This is a genomic window from Spirosoma utsteinense (assembly GCF_014282275.1).
GTDB classification, from domain to species: domain Bacteria; phylum Bacteroidota; class Bacteroidia; order Cytophagales; family Spirosomataceae; genus Spirosoma; species Spirosoma utsteinense.
On record NZ_VFIA01000006.1, the window covers coordinates 140,244 to 157,832 of the forward strand.

The window sequence follows — 17,589 nt, forward strand, 5'->3', positions numbered from 1 at the left end:
CGGGCATGCTTTCGCACTGCCTGTTCTGCCCCCTGCCCCTTTTATAGTCCTACTAGACCGTCTGGTTGTTCATGATCTCGGTCTGTTTCCGAATCGATTCCATGTGGATGATCTTGTATATTTCTTCCACCAGTTCAGGGTATAGATTCAATTTCTGACCCAGTTCGGTACGTGTCTTCAAAATCTCTTTCCAACGCTCCGGCTGAAACAGGGTTACGTTATTATCCCGCTTGTGTTCGGCCAGCCGCTCTACAAGTGCCATCCGGGCGGCCAGCATCTCAACGATCTGCCGGTCCACGTTATCGATGTTGCGCCGGGTCTGGTCGGTCACGCTCTGGAATTCGATGTTCTCTGATTCAACCTGCCGAATCTGGAGGTGATCGAGCATTTCGCCAAAAGCGGCTGGTGTCAATTGCTGAGCAGCATCGCTCCAGGCTTTATCGGGATCGATGTGCGACTCTACGATCAGACCGTCGTAATTGAGGTCTAGCGCCATCTGCGACAGTTCGTTCAGGTAGGCCCGCTTGCCCGCCATGTGGCTGGGGTCGCCAATGATGGGTAGCTGAGGGAATATCGATTTAAGTTCGATAGCCATCTGCCACATCGGTACGTTCCGGTACTTGCTGGCTTCGCCGGTAGCAAAACCGCGGTGGATAGCACCCAGTTTGTTGATACCAGCACCCGCTATACGTTCGAAAGCACCTACCCATAACGCCAGATCAGGATTGACCGGGTTCTTTATCAGTACCGGCACATCCACACCGCGAAGGGCGTCGGCAATCTCCTGCACGTTGAATGGGTTAACGGTAGTACGGGCACCGATCCACAAAATATCGACACCATACTTAAGCGCCAGTTCGATGTGTTCGGGTGTTGCCACTTCAACCGCAAACGGCAGACCCGTTTCGGCTTTGGCGCGCTGAATCCAGGGCAGGGCTGCTTCACCCATACCTTCGAAACTACCCGGCCGGGTCCGGGGTTTCCAAACACCCGCCCGGATAACATGAACCGCATCCAGCGCTTTAAGCTGACGAGCGGTTTCAACTAATTGCTCTTCGGTCTCGGCACTGCAAGGACCAGCAATAATCAGGGGCTTGCCGTTGGTCTGAATCCATGATCCAAGCGGCTCTACAGCTAATTCTACCTTCATAACAAACGCGTAATTGACGAGTAATACGGCTACTCTATAGGGAACTTTTAAATACGATTTTGTGGTATATTTGCAGAGGGAATTGGCTGTTTTTCAAGCCGGTTCCTTCATTTGTCTAACACAGTTTTTACCTTTTTCGAACAAGTCGCGCCGGTACGCTTAACCGTTTGACCGAAATTTCGTTCTATATTTCGGTCGTGTTAACCGACACGCACCTAACGCTATGGAAGTAGCACCGCCCAAACGGAGCACTGATATGTCGAACCGAAGTAATCTGATGCCGGAGACTGTCCAGAACCCTTCAGAAACTAAGCCCGCTGTGGCGGACCGTGATTTCCGATCTGTTTCTTTCGAGGACACTTCGATTGCTTTTTCTACCCAGTCGGATTTCAAATTACGAAAGACCTACTGGTTGTTTGCGTTGATGAATAAGGGATGGCTGGTAAATTTAGGCACTTTTTTTATAAAGATTGCGCTACGCCTGCACCTTCCCATTAAAATCCTCATCAAAAACACTATTTTCGGCCAATTTTGCGGAGGAGAAAGTATTCCGGATGCCGAAAAAACGATACGAACGCTGCACAATGCACACGTTGGTACGATCCTTGACTACTCAGTCGAAGGAGAGGAAACAGAGAAGAGTTTTGACGATACTACGCTCGAAATCCTACGTACCATCGAGCGCGCCAGTGAATCCTCCGATATTCCATTTTCTGTTTTCAAGATCACGGGTTTAGCCTCTACCGACCTGCTCGAAGCTGTGCAGATCGGGGATTCGCTCAACAAGGCACAAAAAGCTGAGTTCGACCGGGTGCTGAAGCGTGTCGATTCGCTCTGCCGCCGGGCACACGAACGAAACGTGCGGATCTTTATTGATGCCGAAGAGAGCTGGATTCAGGATACCATCGATACACTAGCGTATGAGATGATGGATCGTTATAACCACGAACGTCCTGTTGTCTACAACACCTACCAGATGTATCGTTGGGAAAGTATGGAGCATCTTCGGCGCGATACGGCAGAAGCGCGGGCTAAAGGCTATTACCTCGGGGTTAAGCTGGTGCGTGGTGCTTACCTTGAAAAGGAGCGTCTGCGGGCCCATGAGGAAGAGTATCAGGACCCTATTCAGCCCACCAAAGAGAATACGGATCGTGACTTTAACGCAGCCATCGATTACTGCTTGGAAAACCGGGATATTGTGTCGATCTGTCTGGGAACGCATAACGAGTACAGCTGTCAGTACTGCCTGCAACAGATGAAGCGGATGGGTATTGTGCCCAATGACGAGCACATCTATTTTGCGCAGTTGTTGGGTATGAGCGATAACATATCGTACAACCTGGCTAATGCGGGGTATAATGTGGCCAAGTATGTGCCCTATGGACCCGTTGAAGCCGTCATGCCGTACCTGTTCCGCCGGGCCGATGAGAACAAGTCCATCGCTGGCCAAAGCAGCCGTGAATTCAAACTGGTGAGCAATGAACTGAAGCGCCGGAAGGAGTGTAACTAATAGCTGGTCCAATCGAATCGACGAATCGCTTGTGCTGGACTTTTCTGTAAACGGCCCAACTTCCGGTTGGGCCAGACTTTTTGTACATGATTCGCAAAAACCCCATTAAGTTTTTTGTGCTGGCGCTGCTTCTGATCGCCTTAGACCAGGGTGTAAAGTTGGCCGTGCATTACTATATGACTCCCGGTTTTGCCGGGCAGGTCAAAGTAGCGGGTGACTGGCTCAAGCTTCATTACGTTCTTAATCCAGGCATGGCGTTCGGCATGCAACTGGGATATGAGTATGGCAAATTGCTGTTAAGCATATTTCGACTCTTTGCCATGGTCGGTATTGGCTATTACCTGGTATACCTGGCGCATAGGGGTGCCCCAAATGGATTGCTGTGGGCTATGGCCATGATTCTGGCAGGGGCCGTCGGCAATGTTATTGACAGCACATTTTACGGGGTTTTTCTGAATAACGCTCCATATGGTTCGCCCACACCCTGGTTCCATGGTCAGGTTATCGACATGATATTTGTGGATGTGTGGGAAGGATTCATTCCCGAATGGGTGCCGCTCTGGGGTGGTCAATACTATTCGACACCTATCTTCAACATAGCCGATTCCTGCATTTTTATTGGCGTCTGTGTTATTCTGTTCTTCCAGCGCCGGTTCTTTAGCGAGCCACCTATCGACGACGTACTCCTGCCCGTTTCCGGACCGGATGCTACAGAAGCCGAGGTAATGCCTGTAGCTGAGCGGGGCGATAATGAGAAGCCCGTTGACCCAACCGATCAGTATAACGAAAACCAGTCGAGGTCGGTGGATGTTGACGAGCAACCCGCTCCTGAATCGGTGGTGTCTGATCCATCAAAGCGAGACGAATAAGACTACACAATGGATTTCATAAAAAGAGCCGGGCTACACGTATAGCCCGGCTCTTTTTATGTTTACTGCCAGCCAGTGGAAGCTGGCTCGAATTACGCTATTGAGTTTCTTCCAGCGCCTGAAAGTCTTTAAACGTTCGTTTTATGGCTTTATCGCTGGCTTCCTTCTTGTTTTGCCAGTTGGCATCCAATTCCAGGGCAACCAGGCCGCTCAGGCTCATGGCTCCTCTGAACTCGTCCATCTTGCGGATGAACTCCCCGGAGCGCCGGGCCGATTTCAGCCCAAACTCACGGGCGAATACATCGCCCTTGTTTTGTAGTTCGCTACGTTTACCCAGCACATAGTTATAGCGGTCCATCAGGTCTTTCATCGACTTGCCAATAACCTCGGTTGCTTCGAGCGTTCCCATTGTCAACACGGCCGTTCCGCCAATGGCCGAGATCAGACGCTGATTGCTCTGGGCGTTCGGACTTGAGCTCGCATTGGTAACCGCAGGCGCTACGCCGGTGACCGCCCCCAGCGATGCGTTAGCCACCGAGCGATTTCGTTTACCGCCTTTAGCCTTCTTGTAATCGTGTTTTAGCTCTTCCTCCTTCGCGTTTAGCTGCTCGACTAACCCCCAGGCTTGTACCAGCAACTGCCGGTATTGTGCGTAGTAGTAGCGGTCTTTCTCAGCTTCATTTACAGTGTTGAAAATGGTGAATCCAATCCGACGTTCTTCCCTGTTCTGTGATTTGTCGAGTACGTAAAAAGTAACCTGTACATCCAGTGAGTCATACGGGTCTTTTACGAAATCGTAACCCGGCTGCCAGATGAATTCGTACTGATTTTCGGTATTCTTGACCAGCGCCGTTTTGGGAATCTGTAAGTTGTCCGACAGAAAGCCAAAGGCCGATATATCGTCTTCGCCATTCGGATCTGACAGATAAAATTTGAGGTTGACGGTCGCGTTCTCCTTGAGTCGATACTGAGTTTCCTTGGGAATAACGGCAATATCAGGCGGTAAGTCCATCTGGGTAACTTCGACCTTCAACCGGCCTTTGGTACGCATCTTAGAGGGCTGATCCTCTACCCAGAATTCAATGTACTGAGGAGCCTGTTTTAGTTTATTGAACTGATTCAACGATAAGGTCCAGGTCAATTCACCCTGAGAGCTAAGCTTACTGCCCTCAGGCATTTGATCGGCAATAGGGATAAAGGCAATGGGATCGCCATCATCGTCACGAACCAGATCCGTTCCCATTTTATACGTGTTCTGCGTACGGTAGCGCACGTAAAACGGGCGTAGCTCGCCAACCGTTGGTGGGCGGTTTACGTGTAGTACTTTAAAATCGACTGTTTGGGTGATCGACTTGCCATGCCGGTTCTGAACAACAAACTCAACAGGAACGATTCGAGTTGTCTGAATCCGGTCGGCAAGGTCGAAGTCGGGTCGCCAGCTAAAATGCCCCAGTGAGTCAAGGTCCATACCTTCTGGCCGACCTTCTCCCAATGAAAAAAACAGCGTGTCGTTGGTGTGATCTGTAGCCTTCAGATCGAATCGAACGACATTACCCTCCGGGACAACATTCCAGTTTGACTGGGTGGGTAAGATGAGTTGGATTGGCTTAGTATCCTGTGCGTAGCTGCTTCCGATAAGGGTCATTAGCAGCCAGGCCACACTACCGGCAATACGAATCATAGGCAATAGTCAGAGAGCGGTCTGTCTAGAAAAACGTAAAAGTAAGGTGAAGATTTTGTTGAAGAACGTTCCCCCGCCTGTTTAGATACATTTCTTCGTAAGCACAGGGCCATTTTAACGAAGCAGAGCAACAAAAAGCCTCTCCAGTTGGAGAGGCTTTTTGTACCAATGGTATGTATTGACTGATTAGTTTTTCCTTGGCGCTGTTGTCGAACTGCTGCCTGTCGTAGCGGGTTTAGCCGGTGTCGTAGTAGGTTTGGCGGCTGCAGCAGCGGCTGCTGCGGCTTTGGCCGGATCGATCCCCATCTTACGCAATACCAGTTCCGTGATGTTATCCTGCTCAGGTGCTACGAGTAGAATAGGGATAGTGTTGGCACCGGCATCCAGGTTGAACACGTATGTGTAACTATTTTCCTTAGCTACAGCATCAATGGCTTTCTGGATTTTCTGAACCACTGGGTTTACCAATTGCTGATACTTGGTTTGCAGCGAATTTTCGGCGGTACGGCCAAACTCCTGAATCCGGCCCTGCAATCCCTGCAACTCAGTTTCGCGGTCTTTCCGAATAACATCCGACATCTGCGCGGCTCCCTTCTCGTAGGCGCCGTACTTGTCTTCCAGCTCTTTCTGCATCCGCTTCAGTTCGTTCTCCGACTGAGTCCGCTGAATAGTGAGTTGGTTTTGAATATCTTTTGCTTCAGGCGTTTGGGCCAGGACATAATCAATATTGGTATAGCCTAACTTCAGCGGGCCAGCAACGGTAGGCGACCCAGCTGATGCGGTGGTCGTTGGAGTCGTGGTTGCGGCTGGGGCTTGCGCCTGTGCGTTGACACCGCCCATCAGAAGGGCTGCTGCAAACGCCATGACTAGGTTTTTCTTCATCTGAATTACTTGTTTGTATTACTTCGGTTTTGTGGTTGCATTAGTTGCCGGACTGTCGCCGCCGGCTGTTTTGGGTACCGGCGCGTTGCCAGCGGTCGATTTAACACTGGCGGCATCGAGCCCCAACTCTTCCATCACGTAGTCGGTATAATCGTGACGGGGATTGGTGTAAAGCATAACGAAATCAGACGCTTTGTCGAACATAAAGTCTAATTTCTTCTGCACCGCTACCTTGTCGATCGCTCGCTGTACCAACTCCATCGGGGCTTTCATGAGTTCCTTCTTCTTCTGGAAAAGCAACCCTTCGTACCCAAAGACTTTGTTGTTGTACTCGCGGGCTTCCCGCTCCTTTTCGCTAAGTCCCCGTTGACGATCACGCTTCATATCGTCGGTCAGCAGGATTTCCTCGGCCTGGTACGTTTTCTGCAATTTCTCGATCTCAACGTACTTGTCCTGGATATCTTTCGACCACTTGTCTGTGAATTTGTCGATCTCACCTAATGCCTTTTGGTATTCTGGCATCTTGCTGAAAACGAACTCCGTATCCACATACCCGAATTTCTGCGCCTGTGCGGGGGGCGCTAGCCAAACGGCGCACAAAAGTACGAAAAAAAGGACCTTTTTCATGACAACGATTGACTTTTTTGGCGGAACTGGTTGATTGTCAATTCTGGATGCTAGCGAATACCTGTTAGACACATAGCCAGCTAAACCGTTTAACTGGCTATACTAATCTGAACGTAATTGGCTATCCTGCTCTCTTATCTAACGACCAGCATTTCAGAATCTTATCTGAACTGCTGTCCGATCGTAAAGTGAAACTGACCCGCTGCCTTGTCTTTTACGCCCGGAATCTTGTCGAATCCGTAACCATAGTCAATACCGATCAAGCCGAAAGCCGGCATGAAAATACGCGCGCCGAAACCAGCTGACCGCTTCAGGTCGAATGGGTTGTACTGTTTGTAGCTGCCCCAGTTGTTACCCGCTTCCAGGAAAGCCAGTACGAAAATGGTTGCCGACGGATTCAGCGAAACCGGATAACGGAGTTCAGCAACGAACTTGTTGTAAGCAACGCCACCCCGGCTGCGCTCCTGCGGGGTGCTGGTCCGGTCGTAGTCGGCCGTATACACACTACGGTCGTCATAGCCACGAAGGCCAATGATATCCTGTGCCAGGGCAAACTGTCCCTGACCGGCTAAGCCTGAACCTCCTAAAACGAACCGTTCGAAAGGTCCAATATCGGTGCGCTTATTATAGCTACCCAGGAAGCCCATGTGTGCCCGGGTGTTCAGCACCAGCTTACCGAAGACGGTCTGGAACCAGCTGGCATCGAACATCCATTTATGGTATTCGACAAACTTGTACTTGTCCTCCGGTTTCTCCGACGATATGTCCACCTTGCGGAATGCCGAGTAGGGGGGGGTGAACGAGCCGCTCAGCGTAAATGACGAGCCGCTTCGTGGAAACTGCGGGTTGTCGATGCTGTTCCGTGAGAGGGTGGTGTTGAACGTAAAGTTATTGGACACCCCATTGTTATAACCGATCTGGAAAATGTCGAGGTTATTCAGGTTGTAGCGCTGAAACGACAGTGAGTTCGTCAGGGAGAAAAAGTCATCGGGGACTTTCAACTGCCGACCCAACCCAACCGTAAACGCCGTGTTCGTATAGGACCCCGTTGGTTTGCGACCTTTCAGACCGCTGTACAGACTGGTTGGATCCAGCGGGTCATAAAACGTTTGGTATACCGTATGGCTGGCACTTACCGACAGCGCATTGGGCTTGCGACCACCAAGCCAGGGCTCGGTAAACGACAGCGAATACACCTGGTACTGACTACCATTGGCCTGGAAGCGTAACTGCACCCGCTGCCCGTCGCCCGCTGGCAGTGGACGCCAGGCGCTCAGGTTGCCAATATTACGGGCTGAGAAGTTATTGAAGGTCAACCCCAATGTTCCCACGAAGCCTACGTAGCCACCCCAGCCACCCGATAATTCGATCTGGTCGGAAGGTTTTTCTTCGACTGTATACTCGATATCGACCGTTCCGTCGCTTTGAGGGACAGGGTTGATACCAATTTTTTCGGGGTCGAAGTAGCCAAGCGTCGATAGCTCCCGCTGGGTACGAATCAGGTTCGTTTTGGAAAACTTCTGGCCGGGCAGGGTACGAACGGTACGCATCACTACGTGGTCGCTCGTTTTGGTGTTACCGTTCAGGATTACCCGGTTGATGGTCGCCTGCTTTCCTTCGAAAATACGGATCTCAAGGTCGATAGAATCGCCATCCACGGCTTTCTCTACTGGCTGGGCGTTGTAATACAAATAGCCATCATCCATGTAGAGTGAGCTTAAATCCTGACCCGGATTTCCGTTCAGTTTTTTCTCCAGATCTTCCGGATCGTATACATCCCCCTTCACTACGCCCAATACTTCGCGCAGCCGCTCGGCCTTGTACAGGTAATTGCCCGTGAAGTCGACGTTGCGGTAATAATACTTCCGTCCTTCGTTCAGCTTGATGTTCAGGTTGATCGTATTATCGCCGGTATTGATAACGGTATCTCCTTCGATGGATGCGTCGCGGTAACCCAGTTTGTTGTAGTAGGCAACCAGCTTCTGCTTATCTTCTTCGTACTTCTTGGGCACAAATTTCGATGGGCTGAATAAGCGGCCAAAGCGCATTTCCTTGGTGCTCTTCATTTTCATTCGAACAGCCGATTCCTCAACTTCTTCGCGACCTTCGAACGTGATTTTGGCAATCTTGACTTTCTGACCTTTGTCGACCAGCACACGCATCGTTGCGTTGTTACGGGCGCTATCGGGAATTGTCGTGATTTTGACTTTCGTATTCAGGTAGCCTTTGTCGATGAAGAACTTACGGACGGCCATCTGGGTGTTTTTAGTAATCGTGTTCGTCACGATCTTACCCAGATTCAGTTTTACCTTGTCTTTTAGTTGATCCTGCTCACCTTTTTTGACACCCAGGAAGCTTACCTTGTATAAACGGGGACGCTCCAGCACCTTGAACATGAGGGATACTTTGTTGTCGACGACACTGGTAGCAAACATTTCGACGTTATCCAGCAGGCCGGATTCCATCAGTTTACGCACTGCCGATCCCACTGCTTCGCCCGGAATGCGGATTTTGTCGCCTACTTTAAGGCCAGCCAGCGAAACGAGCGAATTGGGGTCGAGGTAACGGGTGCCGGTAACAGTCAGGCCCGCAATCTCGTAATCTTTAGGACTGGCATAATTGAGGAGGTCATTGGTCGTGGCGACCGGTTCGGCACCGCGCCCTGCACCGACGCGCACCTGCGCCAGCACGGAACCGGGAGACAGGTTCAGGAGCAGAACTGCAACGCCTAAGATGACTTTTATACAGTGTTTCAAGTTAATTTAATTTAATACCGTGTGTTGGTTCAGATTTCTGGTGCTATTCCGGGACAGAGACTACGGTTTGTTCTCCACCCACCTGAAATCCTGGCCTCTTTGTTATTTAGTTACCTGTTCGCTGATTTTGCCAAATCGGCGCTCACGTTGCTGATAATTCACAATAGCTTCGTACAAATGATTTTTACGGAAATCGGGCCATAACACATCGGGCATGTACAGTTCCGAGTAGGCCAATTGCCAGAGCATAAAGTTACTGATACGCATTTCACCACTGGTTCGGATCATCAGCTCGGGGTCGGGGATGCCGCCCGTCGACAGATGTTGGCCAAACACGGTATCATTGATCTCATCGGGTGTTAGCCGACCGTCGCGCACCTCCGTTGCCAGTTGCCGCACCGCTTCGATAATTTCCCAGCGACCGCTGTAGCTGAGCGCCAGAATGAGCGTAAGGCCCGTGTTGTTCTGCGTTTCACGCATGGCTTCTGCGAGTTCGTTCTGGCAGTCGCCGGGCAGACTTTCGGTATTGCCGATGGTGGTGAGCCGCACATTGTTTTCCATCAATGTTTTGATCTCACCCCGGATCGTATGTACCAAAAGCGTCATGAGCGCATCTACTTCATATTTCGGGCGGTTCCAGTTTTCGGTGGAAAAGGCGTAGAGCGTCAAGTATTTCACACCCAGCTCAGCACAGCCTTCCGTTGTTTCCCGTACGGCCTTAATGGCGTTACGATGACCAAATACCCGGGCTGCTCCCTGCCGCTTGGCCCAGCGTCCGTTTCCGTCCATGATAACGGCTATGTGCTGGGGCAGATTGCTCGGATCAATGTGTTCCTTCATCCCAATAGGGGAAATTTAACAGTATTTAACAAGATCGCGAAGGTACGAAAATTTAGCCAGACGAAACGAGCTAAAAAAGCCTGCCCGTATCGGTAAGTGTTTGGATCTGTGCCTGTGTAGGGGACGTTACACCTACGGACTTTACCTGTCATAACTATAAAAGACTATACAGCCTGTAGATATACACCTGAGCGTGTAGCTCCATTACACACCGGTAGAGTCACTATCTTTGCCTGTCGAATTGTGGGGACGGTATACCGAACGTAGCTGCTCCCGCTTTCTTACTAAGCTGCTTATGAAATTTTTCTTTTTGCCCGGACTGCGCTACCTGGCCGCCTTTATATCCATAGTACTAGCTTCGTTAAGCTGCCAGCAGGCAGACGATGCTGTAGCCGTACCCCAAACGATCACCGACCGTATCCTTGAGGATGATCAGTTTAGTCTGCTGCGGGCGGCTGTGAATCATGCCGATGTTGGCGATGTACTCAAAGGGGGTAACCTGACGCTGTTTGCCCCTACTAATGCGGCATTTCAACAGGCAGGGCTAGCCACCGAAGCGGCTATTACGGCGCTTCCCACGGAGCGGGTCAAGCAAATAATACTTTATCACTTACTCACGTCGCCTGTTTCATCGACAGCGCTCCCCGAGGGGCTCAACTCCGTACCGACCATCAACCAAAGCGCTGTTTACATCAATAAGACTGGAAGTAGTACGGTTTATGTCAACAATGCCCAGGTGACGCAACCCGATCTTGTCGTTGCTAACGGCTATATCCATGTGATCGACCGATTGCTGACGCCCGCAGCGGGTAACCTGCTGACGACCATCCAGGCTAATCCGAATCTGACGTTTCTGGCGGCTGTCATTCGGCGCATCCGTGCCACCAACCCTGCCCTGGCGGGGACCTTCGACGGCACTACGTCGAGTAGTACATTGACCCTGTTTGCTCCTAACGACGAGGCCTTCAAAGCCGACTCCCGCTTCGGTAGTCTGAGTGCGATCGACGTCGCTGATCCGCAGGTGCTGTCTAACTTACTGCTGTATCATACCGCGTCTGGTGTGGTGTTTTCCAATCAGCTCCTGACCGGAACCATCACGACGATGCTCACTAACAGCCGACTGTCAGTAACCGTGACAAATAACTTTATTACTGTCAAAGGCAACCGAAATACATCGCAGGCGGTTATCCGGGAGCCTGATCTGACCACGACGAATGGTGTTATCCATGTTATCGATCAGGTGTTGGTGCCGTAACCCATAATCAATACCGCATAACCATTAACCGATAACGATTAACCATTAACGATTAACCCACAACTGAAGTTGTGGGCTGGTTTATGTTCGCTATGCTCCCTAAAATTTTGCTGGTTCTGGGTGTGCTGATTGTATTTATAATCATTGGTGCATTGGTCGTGGGGTTTGTTATTTCGGCACCGCGCTATACAGGGGCGGTAAGCGACCATTTCGATGGCAAAGAGTTTTTTACGCCCGGTGCTCCGTCGCCAAAGGGGTTTCGTGAGGTGATTGGCTGGCAACTGAACCACGAGCGCACCCAACCGTGGGGTGAATTTCATAATGACCCACCTGCTCCGGCACCACCAGCCCGCGTGCCACAAGGCCCGGTGCGGGTAACGTTTATCAATCACTCGGCAGTATTGCTTCAGTTCAATGGACTAAACGTGCTGACAGATCCTATTTATGAGAATCGGGTGAGCCCCTTCCAGTTTGCCGGTCCTAAGCGGAATGCCCCACCTGGAATTCGGTTTGAGGATCTTCCTAAGATTGATATACTGTTGCTAAGCCACAACCACTGGGATCACCTGGAAATTGGTACGGTAAAGAAGCTTTGTGCCCGCGATAAGCCCCGGGTTTACTGCCCGCTTGGCGTAAAAGCGTTTCTGGAGCAGCACGGATGTCAGCAGGTAACCGAGATGGATTGGCAGCAGTCGGTGGTTTATGATCCAGAGACAACCATTCACTGCGTTCCGGCGCAGCACTTCTCCGGGCGGGGATTATTCGACCGGAATGGAACGCTGTGGGCAGGCTATGTCATTGACAACAAAGTTGTGGGTAAGCTGTATTTTGCGGGTGATTCAGGCTATGGCCCTCATTTTGCCGCTATCGGCGAGCAGTTCGGCCCGTTGCAACTGGCACTGATTCCAATAGGGGCCTACAAGCCCAACTGGTTTATGTCGCCCGTCCATTGCAATCCTGCCGAAGCGGTCCGGATTCATGCCGATGTCCGGTCGGAGCAAAGCGTGGCCATTCACTTCGGCACCTTCCCGCTAGCCGATGATGGCGAGGCTGAGCCAGTCGACGATTTGCGGAAGGCACTGGCAGAAAAAGGAATTCCTGCCGATCGGTTTCAGGCATTAAAAGCGGGTGCCAGCCTGACAGTCGATCAAAAAAAATGAGTTCTCTGCCAACGCTTCGCCACAAAATGGGGTCAATCAGCGTAGTACTAGTAATTGTTCGTTAATTTACCTCTATGCGTAAACTTCATTTTTCTATTCTAAGTGCTTTATTGATCAGTGGGTTATCGGCCTGCACGAAAGAATCTGTCGATCCGGCGGTCAAGTTCTATGACGCGAACGACGTCGAGATTAAAGACTATGTGACGGCCAACAAACTGAACGGTACCAAATTAGCGTCCGGTCTGTACTATTACATCACCAGCCCTAATCCAACCGGAAAACTGGCAACAGTAGGGGAAGAGCTTGAATTCAGCTACAAAGTGACTAACCTGAAGACTGGTCTGCTTGTCGATAGTTCGACAACGGCGGCCCCTGTTTATTACCCGCTGGGTATTGGATCGGTATTTCCTGGTCTAGAACAGGGGCTTAGCGTGATGCGCGAGGGTGAAAAAGCAACACTCCTTATTCCATCCTATCTGGCGTATAATGATCAGGTCAGACCAACATTACCAGCCTACTCGGTTGCCCGTTTCGACGTTTCCCTGGCCCGGTCCCGGACCGAAGCGCAGCAGATCGATGATTATATCACGAGAAATAAGCTGGTAGTAACAGAAACCACCACCAGTGGCGTACGCTTCATCCGGACCGTAACCAACGCCGGTGGGGCCGTACCTGCCTCAGGACAAATTCTTAACGTAAGATATTTGGGTAAGCAGTTACGGACAGCCAGTGCCTTCGATAGTACGGGGGTTGGTACTTTCGAGGCAACCCTGGGTCAGAATAAATACGCAAAAGGCTTTGAGGAGGGTCTCTCCAAGATGAGAGTTGGGGAGAAAGCAACGATTATCTTTCCGTCATCGCTGGGTTATGGCACCGCGGGTGTTATCCAGAGCAATCGGTATTTGATTGCTCCCTATGCTCCACTACGGTTCGATCTGGAGCTTGTTTCTGCCAAGTAATATAGCGGTTGATTCAGTAGCTTTATGGCCTGCAACAGACACGTTGCAGGCTTTTTTTGTAACCCGGCTAAAGTCGGTCGTACGTAACCCAGCCCTATGAAAGTACAGCAGTCCCTACACCACGGTCCGGTCCGGGGCTATCGGTTTGGGTATTCTCCCATACGGTTTGTGCGGCCAGTGTCGGTCTGGTGTTACTGGCTGGATGGGCTGCTGATCGACACTGCTCAGCGACACATGCAGGGGGAGGTGCTTACTGCATTGGCCCGTCAACCTATCGATCAGATTGTGCTTACTCACTTTCATGAAGACCATTCCGGCAATGCGGCTGCTCTGCGTAGCCGGCATCGGTGCCCCGTGCTGGCGGGCCCGCTTACTGGCGAACGAGTGGCCAATGGCTTCGGGTTGCTGCCATACGAGCGGTTCTGGTTTGGTCAAATCGATCCTTGTCCCGGTGTGTTGCCATTGCCTGCGGTACTGGAAACGGGTCGGCATAGCTTTACGTCCATCTATACACCCGGCCATTCCGACGACCATCACGTCCTGCTCGAAAACCGCGAGGGGTGGTTGTTTTCGGGTGATTTTTATATCGGTAATCTACGCCTGTTCCGGCGGGGCGAAAATATTTATCAGATGATCGATTCTACCCGGCGTATACTGACTCATGATTTTGATACGGTGTTTTGCGGGCATAATCCGGTATTGAAAAATGGGCGAAGGGCGGTGGAGCGCAAACTGGAATACCTTGAATCGCTCGTGGAGCGCGTCCAGACCGCTCACCAGCGGGGGCTACGGGGGAGGGCCCTCCAGCGAGCCGCCGGGTTGCAGGAACAGTGGTGGTTACGGGGTTTTACGGGTAACGACGTAGGGGTCGTTCACCTGATCCAATCCATCTTACAGGATGCCCCGGCAGCGATGCTGTAACTAACTCACGACAGGCTTATCCCCCTCCCTCGAATAACAGGATGAGCTGGAACTATTGCCATTTAGTAATGATTGTCGACGTATTCTCTGGCAATATTTCTACTTACTCAATGGACATGATAACATTTACCCGACGAGTTTCTATTTTATTCATAATCTTCGGCTGCAGTCTGCTGGCCACCGCAGCGGCCCTGGCGCAGGGCGTTCGGGGGCGTGTTACGGATGCCACTACGGGAATTGCTTTACCCGGTGTAACCGTGATTGCAGTGGGCGGTACGAGCGGAACCACAACCGACGCCAATGGCGATTACACGCTGTCACTTGGTACGGGCTCCTACACACTTCGGGCCAGCTTTGTCGGGTTCGAACCGGTTACGAACCCAGCTCAGGTCAGTACCGGGGAACCGGTTACGGTCAATTTCTCGCTGAAAGAGCAACTGGCTACCTTGAGCGAAGTCGTTGTCGTTGGTTCGCGCTCAACGCAGGCCCGCACCAGTACCGAAACCGTAGCACCGGTCGATGTCATTCAATCGCGGGATCTGGTCGCAACAGGGCAGGTTGAGCCAACCCAGCAGCTTAACTTCGTTGCCCCCTCGTTCAATTCCTCGCGCCAGACCATTGCGGATGGTACCGACCACATCGATCCGGCCTCTATTCGCGGTCTTGGGCCCGATCAGGTGCTGGTCCTGCTGAATGGCAAGCGTCAGCATAATACGGCCCTCATCAACGTGAATGGCACCGTTGGACGCGGTTCGGTAGGGACGGATCTTAATGCGATTCCATCCGCAGCTATTGAGCGGATCGAGGTGTTACGGGATGGCGCATCGTCGCAGTATGGCTCCGATGCCATTGCCGGGGTTATCAATCTGCGGCTTAAAGAACGGCCCGGCACCAGCGTCAACGCCCAGATAGGTCAGCAGTATGCGGGTGACGGCGGAGTGGCTCAGATTGGCCTCAACCAGGGCTTCAAGCTGAAGGGAAATGGGTTTCTGAGCCTGACAGCTGAATTTCGGCATCGGGGCGCTACCAACCGGGCGGGCGATTATACCGGGCCCGTTTATGTGAACTGGAACGCAGGACGCAATACGGTAAACGGCGTACCTGAGACGGATGCTGCTTATGTCGCCCGTCGGCAGGGGCTTTATGATCAGGATCAGACGCTGATTCAGCAAAACGGCTTCGATCGGTCGCGCAATATCCAGGCGGGTAACTCGCGGGTCGAGAATGCTGGTTTCTTTCTGAATGCCCGCGTTCCTCTCGGTGCCAAAGCTAGTTTCTACGCTACGGGCGGCTTGAACTACCGCCGTGGTCTGGCTACCGGCCTGTTTCGGTATCCATACCAAACTACGCAGGTCATTCCAGAACTTTTCCCCAACGGATTTCTACCAAATATTCAGTCGACCATCAACGACCAGTCGATGCTGGTGGGCGTCAATGGCGAGTCGAATGGCTGGCGATGGGATGTAAGCAATGTGTATGGTGGTAACGCGTTTCGTTTCGACGTGACGAACAGCAACAATGCATCCCTGCAATATCTGGGTACGACCAACAACCCTACTGAGTTTTACGCAGGCACATTAAGCTTTTACCAGAATACGTCCGATGCCAGCGCGGCAAAAGATTTCGGTACGCAGCTGGGCCTGAAAACGTTCAACGTGGCGGTTGGCCTGAACTACCGCAACGACCGGTACGGCATCCGGCCGGGTGAAGCGGCTTCGTATCTCAACTTCAGCCCACAGTCGGGCAAGGTGGGTGGCGCACAGGTATTTCCGGGTTATCAACCGTCCAATGCTGTAATGGCTACCCGAAATGTGTATGGCGCTTATGTAGATATAGAATCTGACATTACCGATCGTCTGCTGGTTAATACGGCAGGCCGCTATGAGTATTACAATGATTTTGGTGGAAACGTAGCGGGTAAACTGGCAGCCCGGTACAAATTCGGCGAAGCTTTCTCCCTGCGCGGTACGATCAGCAATGGCTTTCGGGCACCGAGTTTACACCAGCGGTATTTCAGTGCGGTCAGCACCGTATTCGTATCGACGGGGCAGGGGCTGGAGCCGCGCCAGACGGGTACCTATCGGAACGATAGTCCTATTGCACAGGCGTTTGGCGTACCTCCGCTTACGGCCGAGCAGTCGACAAATTACAGCCTTGGCATCACATCGCGCCCGCTGGCCAACATCAGTATTACGGTCGATGCGTATCAGATCGATATTCGTAACCGCATTATTTACAGTAATCAGTTCAACCGGGGTACGAGTGGAGCAGGCCTGATTGTGGCAAACATTCTGAACGGCGCTGGTCAGCAGGACGTAAATGCTGCCCAGTTCTTTGCCAATGCGGTCAATACCCGAACGCAGGGTATTGATGTGGTTATTGCGACCAGCCCGCGGCTGGCTACGGGAACGCTGGACGTAACCCTGGCAGCCAATGTGAACAGGACACAGGTGCGGGGCGAAATTCGTCGGCCTGCCAACTTGCCTGCCGACGCCCAATTGGGAAATTCACTTTTCAACCGGCAGGATAGCGCTCGTCTGACCCTGGCCCAACCCAAGAACAAGATCTCGCTGACCGGTAATTACCGGTTGCGGAAAATTGGGGCGGTTCTCCGGTTTACGCACTTCGGCGAGGTGGTAAGCTTCGACCCCATTAACCCGGTGCTGGACGAAACCTTCAGCCCAAGACTCGTAACGGATTTTAGTGTGTCTTACCGGTTTATGCCCGCCGTCACCCTTACCCTCGGTGCGAATAATCTCTTCGATGTCTATCCAGACAAACTACAAAAAGCCCAATACGCCACGCCAGAGCGGTTTGGGTCGGCGGTAGCGGATAATACTTCGTTTGGGCGGTTTGTTTACAGCCGCAGTGCCACACAGTTTGGGGCCAATGGTGGCTATTATTTCCTGAATGTCTCGGCCAATTTCTAATACTTTTTAGAGCGGATACGAGTTGGGGGTAGTAGTGGTGTCGGTTCTT

At 51.7% G+C, this 17,589-nt stretch carries 13 protein-coding genes; 7 read left to right on the plus strand and 6 right to left on the minus strand.

All coding sequences use genetic code 11. The features are described 5' to 3' along the window. Window positions 1-52: 52 nt before the first annotated feature. Window positions 53-1,150: a chorismate mutase gene (locus FH603_RS06690; RefSeq protein ID WP_186736690.1), complete on the minus strand. Its 1,098-nt coding sequence runs from the start codon at window positions 1,148-1,150 to the stop codon at window positions 53-55. 277 nt (window positions 1,151-1,427) lie between these two features. Between FH603_RS06690 and FH603_RS06695 the strand changes: the two genes are divergently transcribed. After that, window positions 1,428-2,660, plus strand: coding sequence for a proline dehydrogenase family protein (locus FH603_RS06695; RefSeq protein WP_186736776.1), 1,233 nt, complete (start codon window positions 1,428-1,430; stop codon window positions 2,658-2,660). A gap of 86 nt (window positions 2,661-2,746) precedes the next feature. Further along, window positions 2,747-3,529 (plus strand): lipoprotein signal peptidase, encoded by a 783-nt coding sequence (locus tag FH603_RS06700; protein ID WP_186736691.1) that lies wholly within the window; start codon window positions 2,747-2,749, stop codon window positions 3,527-3,529. Window positions 3,530-3,626: 97 nt separating this feature from the next. Here the strand turns inward: FH603_RS06700 and FH603_RS06705 are convergent, their stop codons facing one another. From FH603_RS06705 to FH603_RS06725, 5 genes are all read right to left on the minus strand, one after another. Beyond that, entirely contained in the window at window positions 3,627-5,210 is a 1,584-nt protein-coding gene (locus FH603_RS06705; RefSeq protein ID WP_186736692.1) for a hypothetical protein, read from the minus strand. Window positions 5,211-5,396: 186 nt separating this feature from the next. Beyond that, window positions 5,397-6,092 (minus strand): OmpH/Skp family outer membrane protein, encoded by a 696-nt coding sequence (locus FH603_RS06710; RefSeq protein ID WP_186736693.1) that lies wholly within the window; start codon window positions 6,090-6,092, stop codon window positions 5,397-5,399. 18 nt (window positions 6,093-6,110) lie between these two features. Next, window positions 6,111-6,719, minus strand: a complete 609-nt coding sequence (locus FH603_RS06715) for an OmpH/Skp family outer membrane protein (RefSeq protein ID WP_186736694.1) — start codon at window positions 6,717-6,719, stop codon at window positions 6,111-6,113. A 161-nt stretch (window positions 6,720-6,880) separates the two neighbouring features. Further along, complete coding sequence (gene bamA, locus FH603_RS06720; RefSeq protein WP_186736695.1) at window positions 6,881-9,475, minus strand: outer membrane protein assembly factor BamA; 2,595 nt, start codon at window positions 9,473-9,475, stop codon at window positions 6,881-6,883. Between the two features lie 102 nt (window positions 9,476-9,577). Beyond that, the gene (locus FH603_RS06725) at window positions 9,578-10,315 is read right to left on the minus strand and encodes an undecaprenyl pyrophosphate synthase (protein ID WP_186736696.1); all 738 of its coding nucleotides are present in this window, start codon (window positions 10,313-10,315) and stop codon (window positions 9,578-9,580) included. Window positions 10,316-10,610: 295 nt separating this feature from the next. On the opposite strand from FH603_RS06725, the gene FH603_RS06730 reads away from it, so the two are divergent. The 5 genes from FH603_RS06730 to FH603_RS06750 all read left to right on the plus strand — a co-directional run bounded on the left by FH603_RS06730 (window position 10,611) and on the right by FH603_RS06750 (window position 17,540). Further along, window positions 10,611-11,570 (plus strand): fasciclin domain-containing protein, encoded by a 960-nt coding sequence (locus FH603_RS06730; protein ID WP_186736697.1) that lies wholly within the window; start codon window positions 10,611-10,613, stop codon window positions 11,568-11,570. A gap of 92 nt (window positions 11,571-11,662) precedes the next feature. Continuing rightward, complete coding sequence (locus tag FH603_RS06735) at window positions 11,663-12,730, plus strand: MBL fold metallo-hydrolase (RefSeq protein WP_186736698.1); 1,068 nt, start codon at window positions 11,663-11,665, stop codon at window positions 12,728-12,730. Between the two features lie 74 nt (window positions 12,731-12,804). Continuing rightward, window positions 12,805-13,689: an FKBP-type peptidyl-prolyl cis-trans isomerase gene (locus FH603_RS06740; protein ID WP_186736699.1), complete on the plus strand. Its 885-nt coding sequence runs from the start codon at window positions 12,805-12,807 to the stop codon at window positions 13,687-13,689. 96 nt (window positions 13,690-13,785) lie between these two features. After that, a complete protein-coding gene (locus tag FH603_RS06745; RefSeq protein ID WP_186736700.1) occupies window positions 13,786-14,610 on the plus strand; it encodes an MBL fold metallo-hydrolase in 825 nt (274 codons plus the stop codon). 116 nt (window positions 14,611-14,726) lie between these two features. Next, window positions 14,727-17,540, plus strand: coding sequence for a TonB-dependent receptor (locus FH603_RS06750; protein ID WP_186736701.1), 2,814 nt, complete (start codon window positions 14,727-14,729; stop codon window positions 17,538-17,540). The last annotated feature ends 49 nt before the right edge of the window (window positions 17,541-17,589 follow it).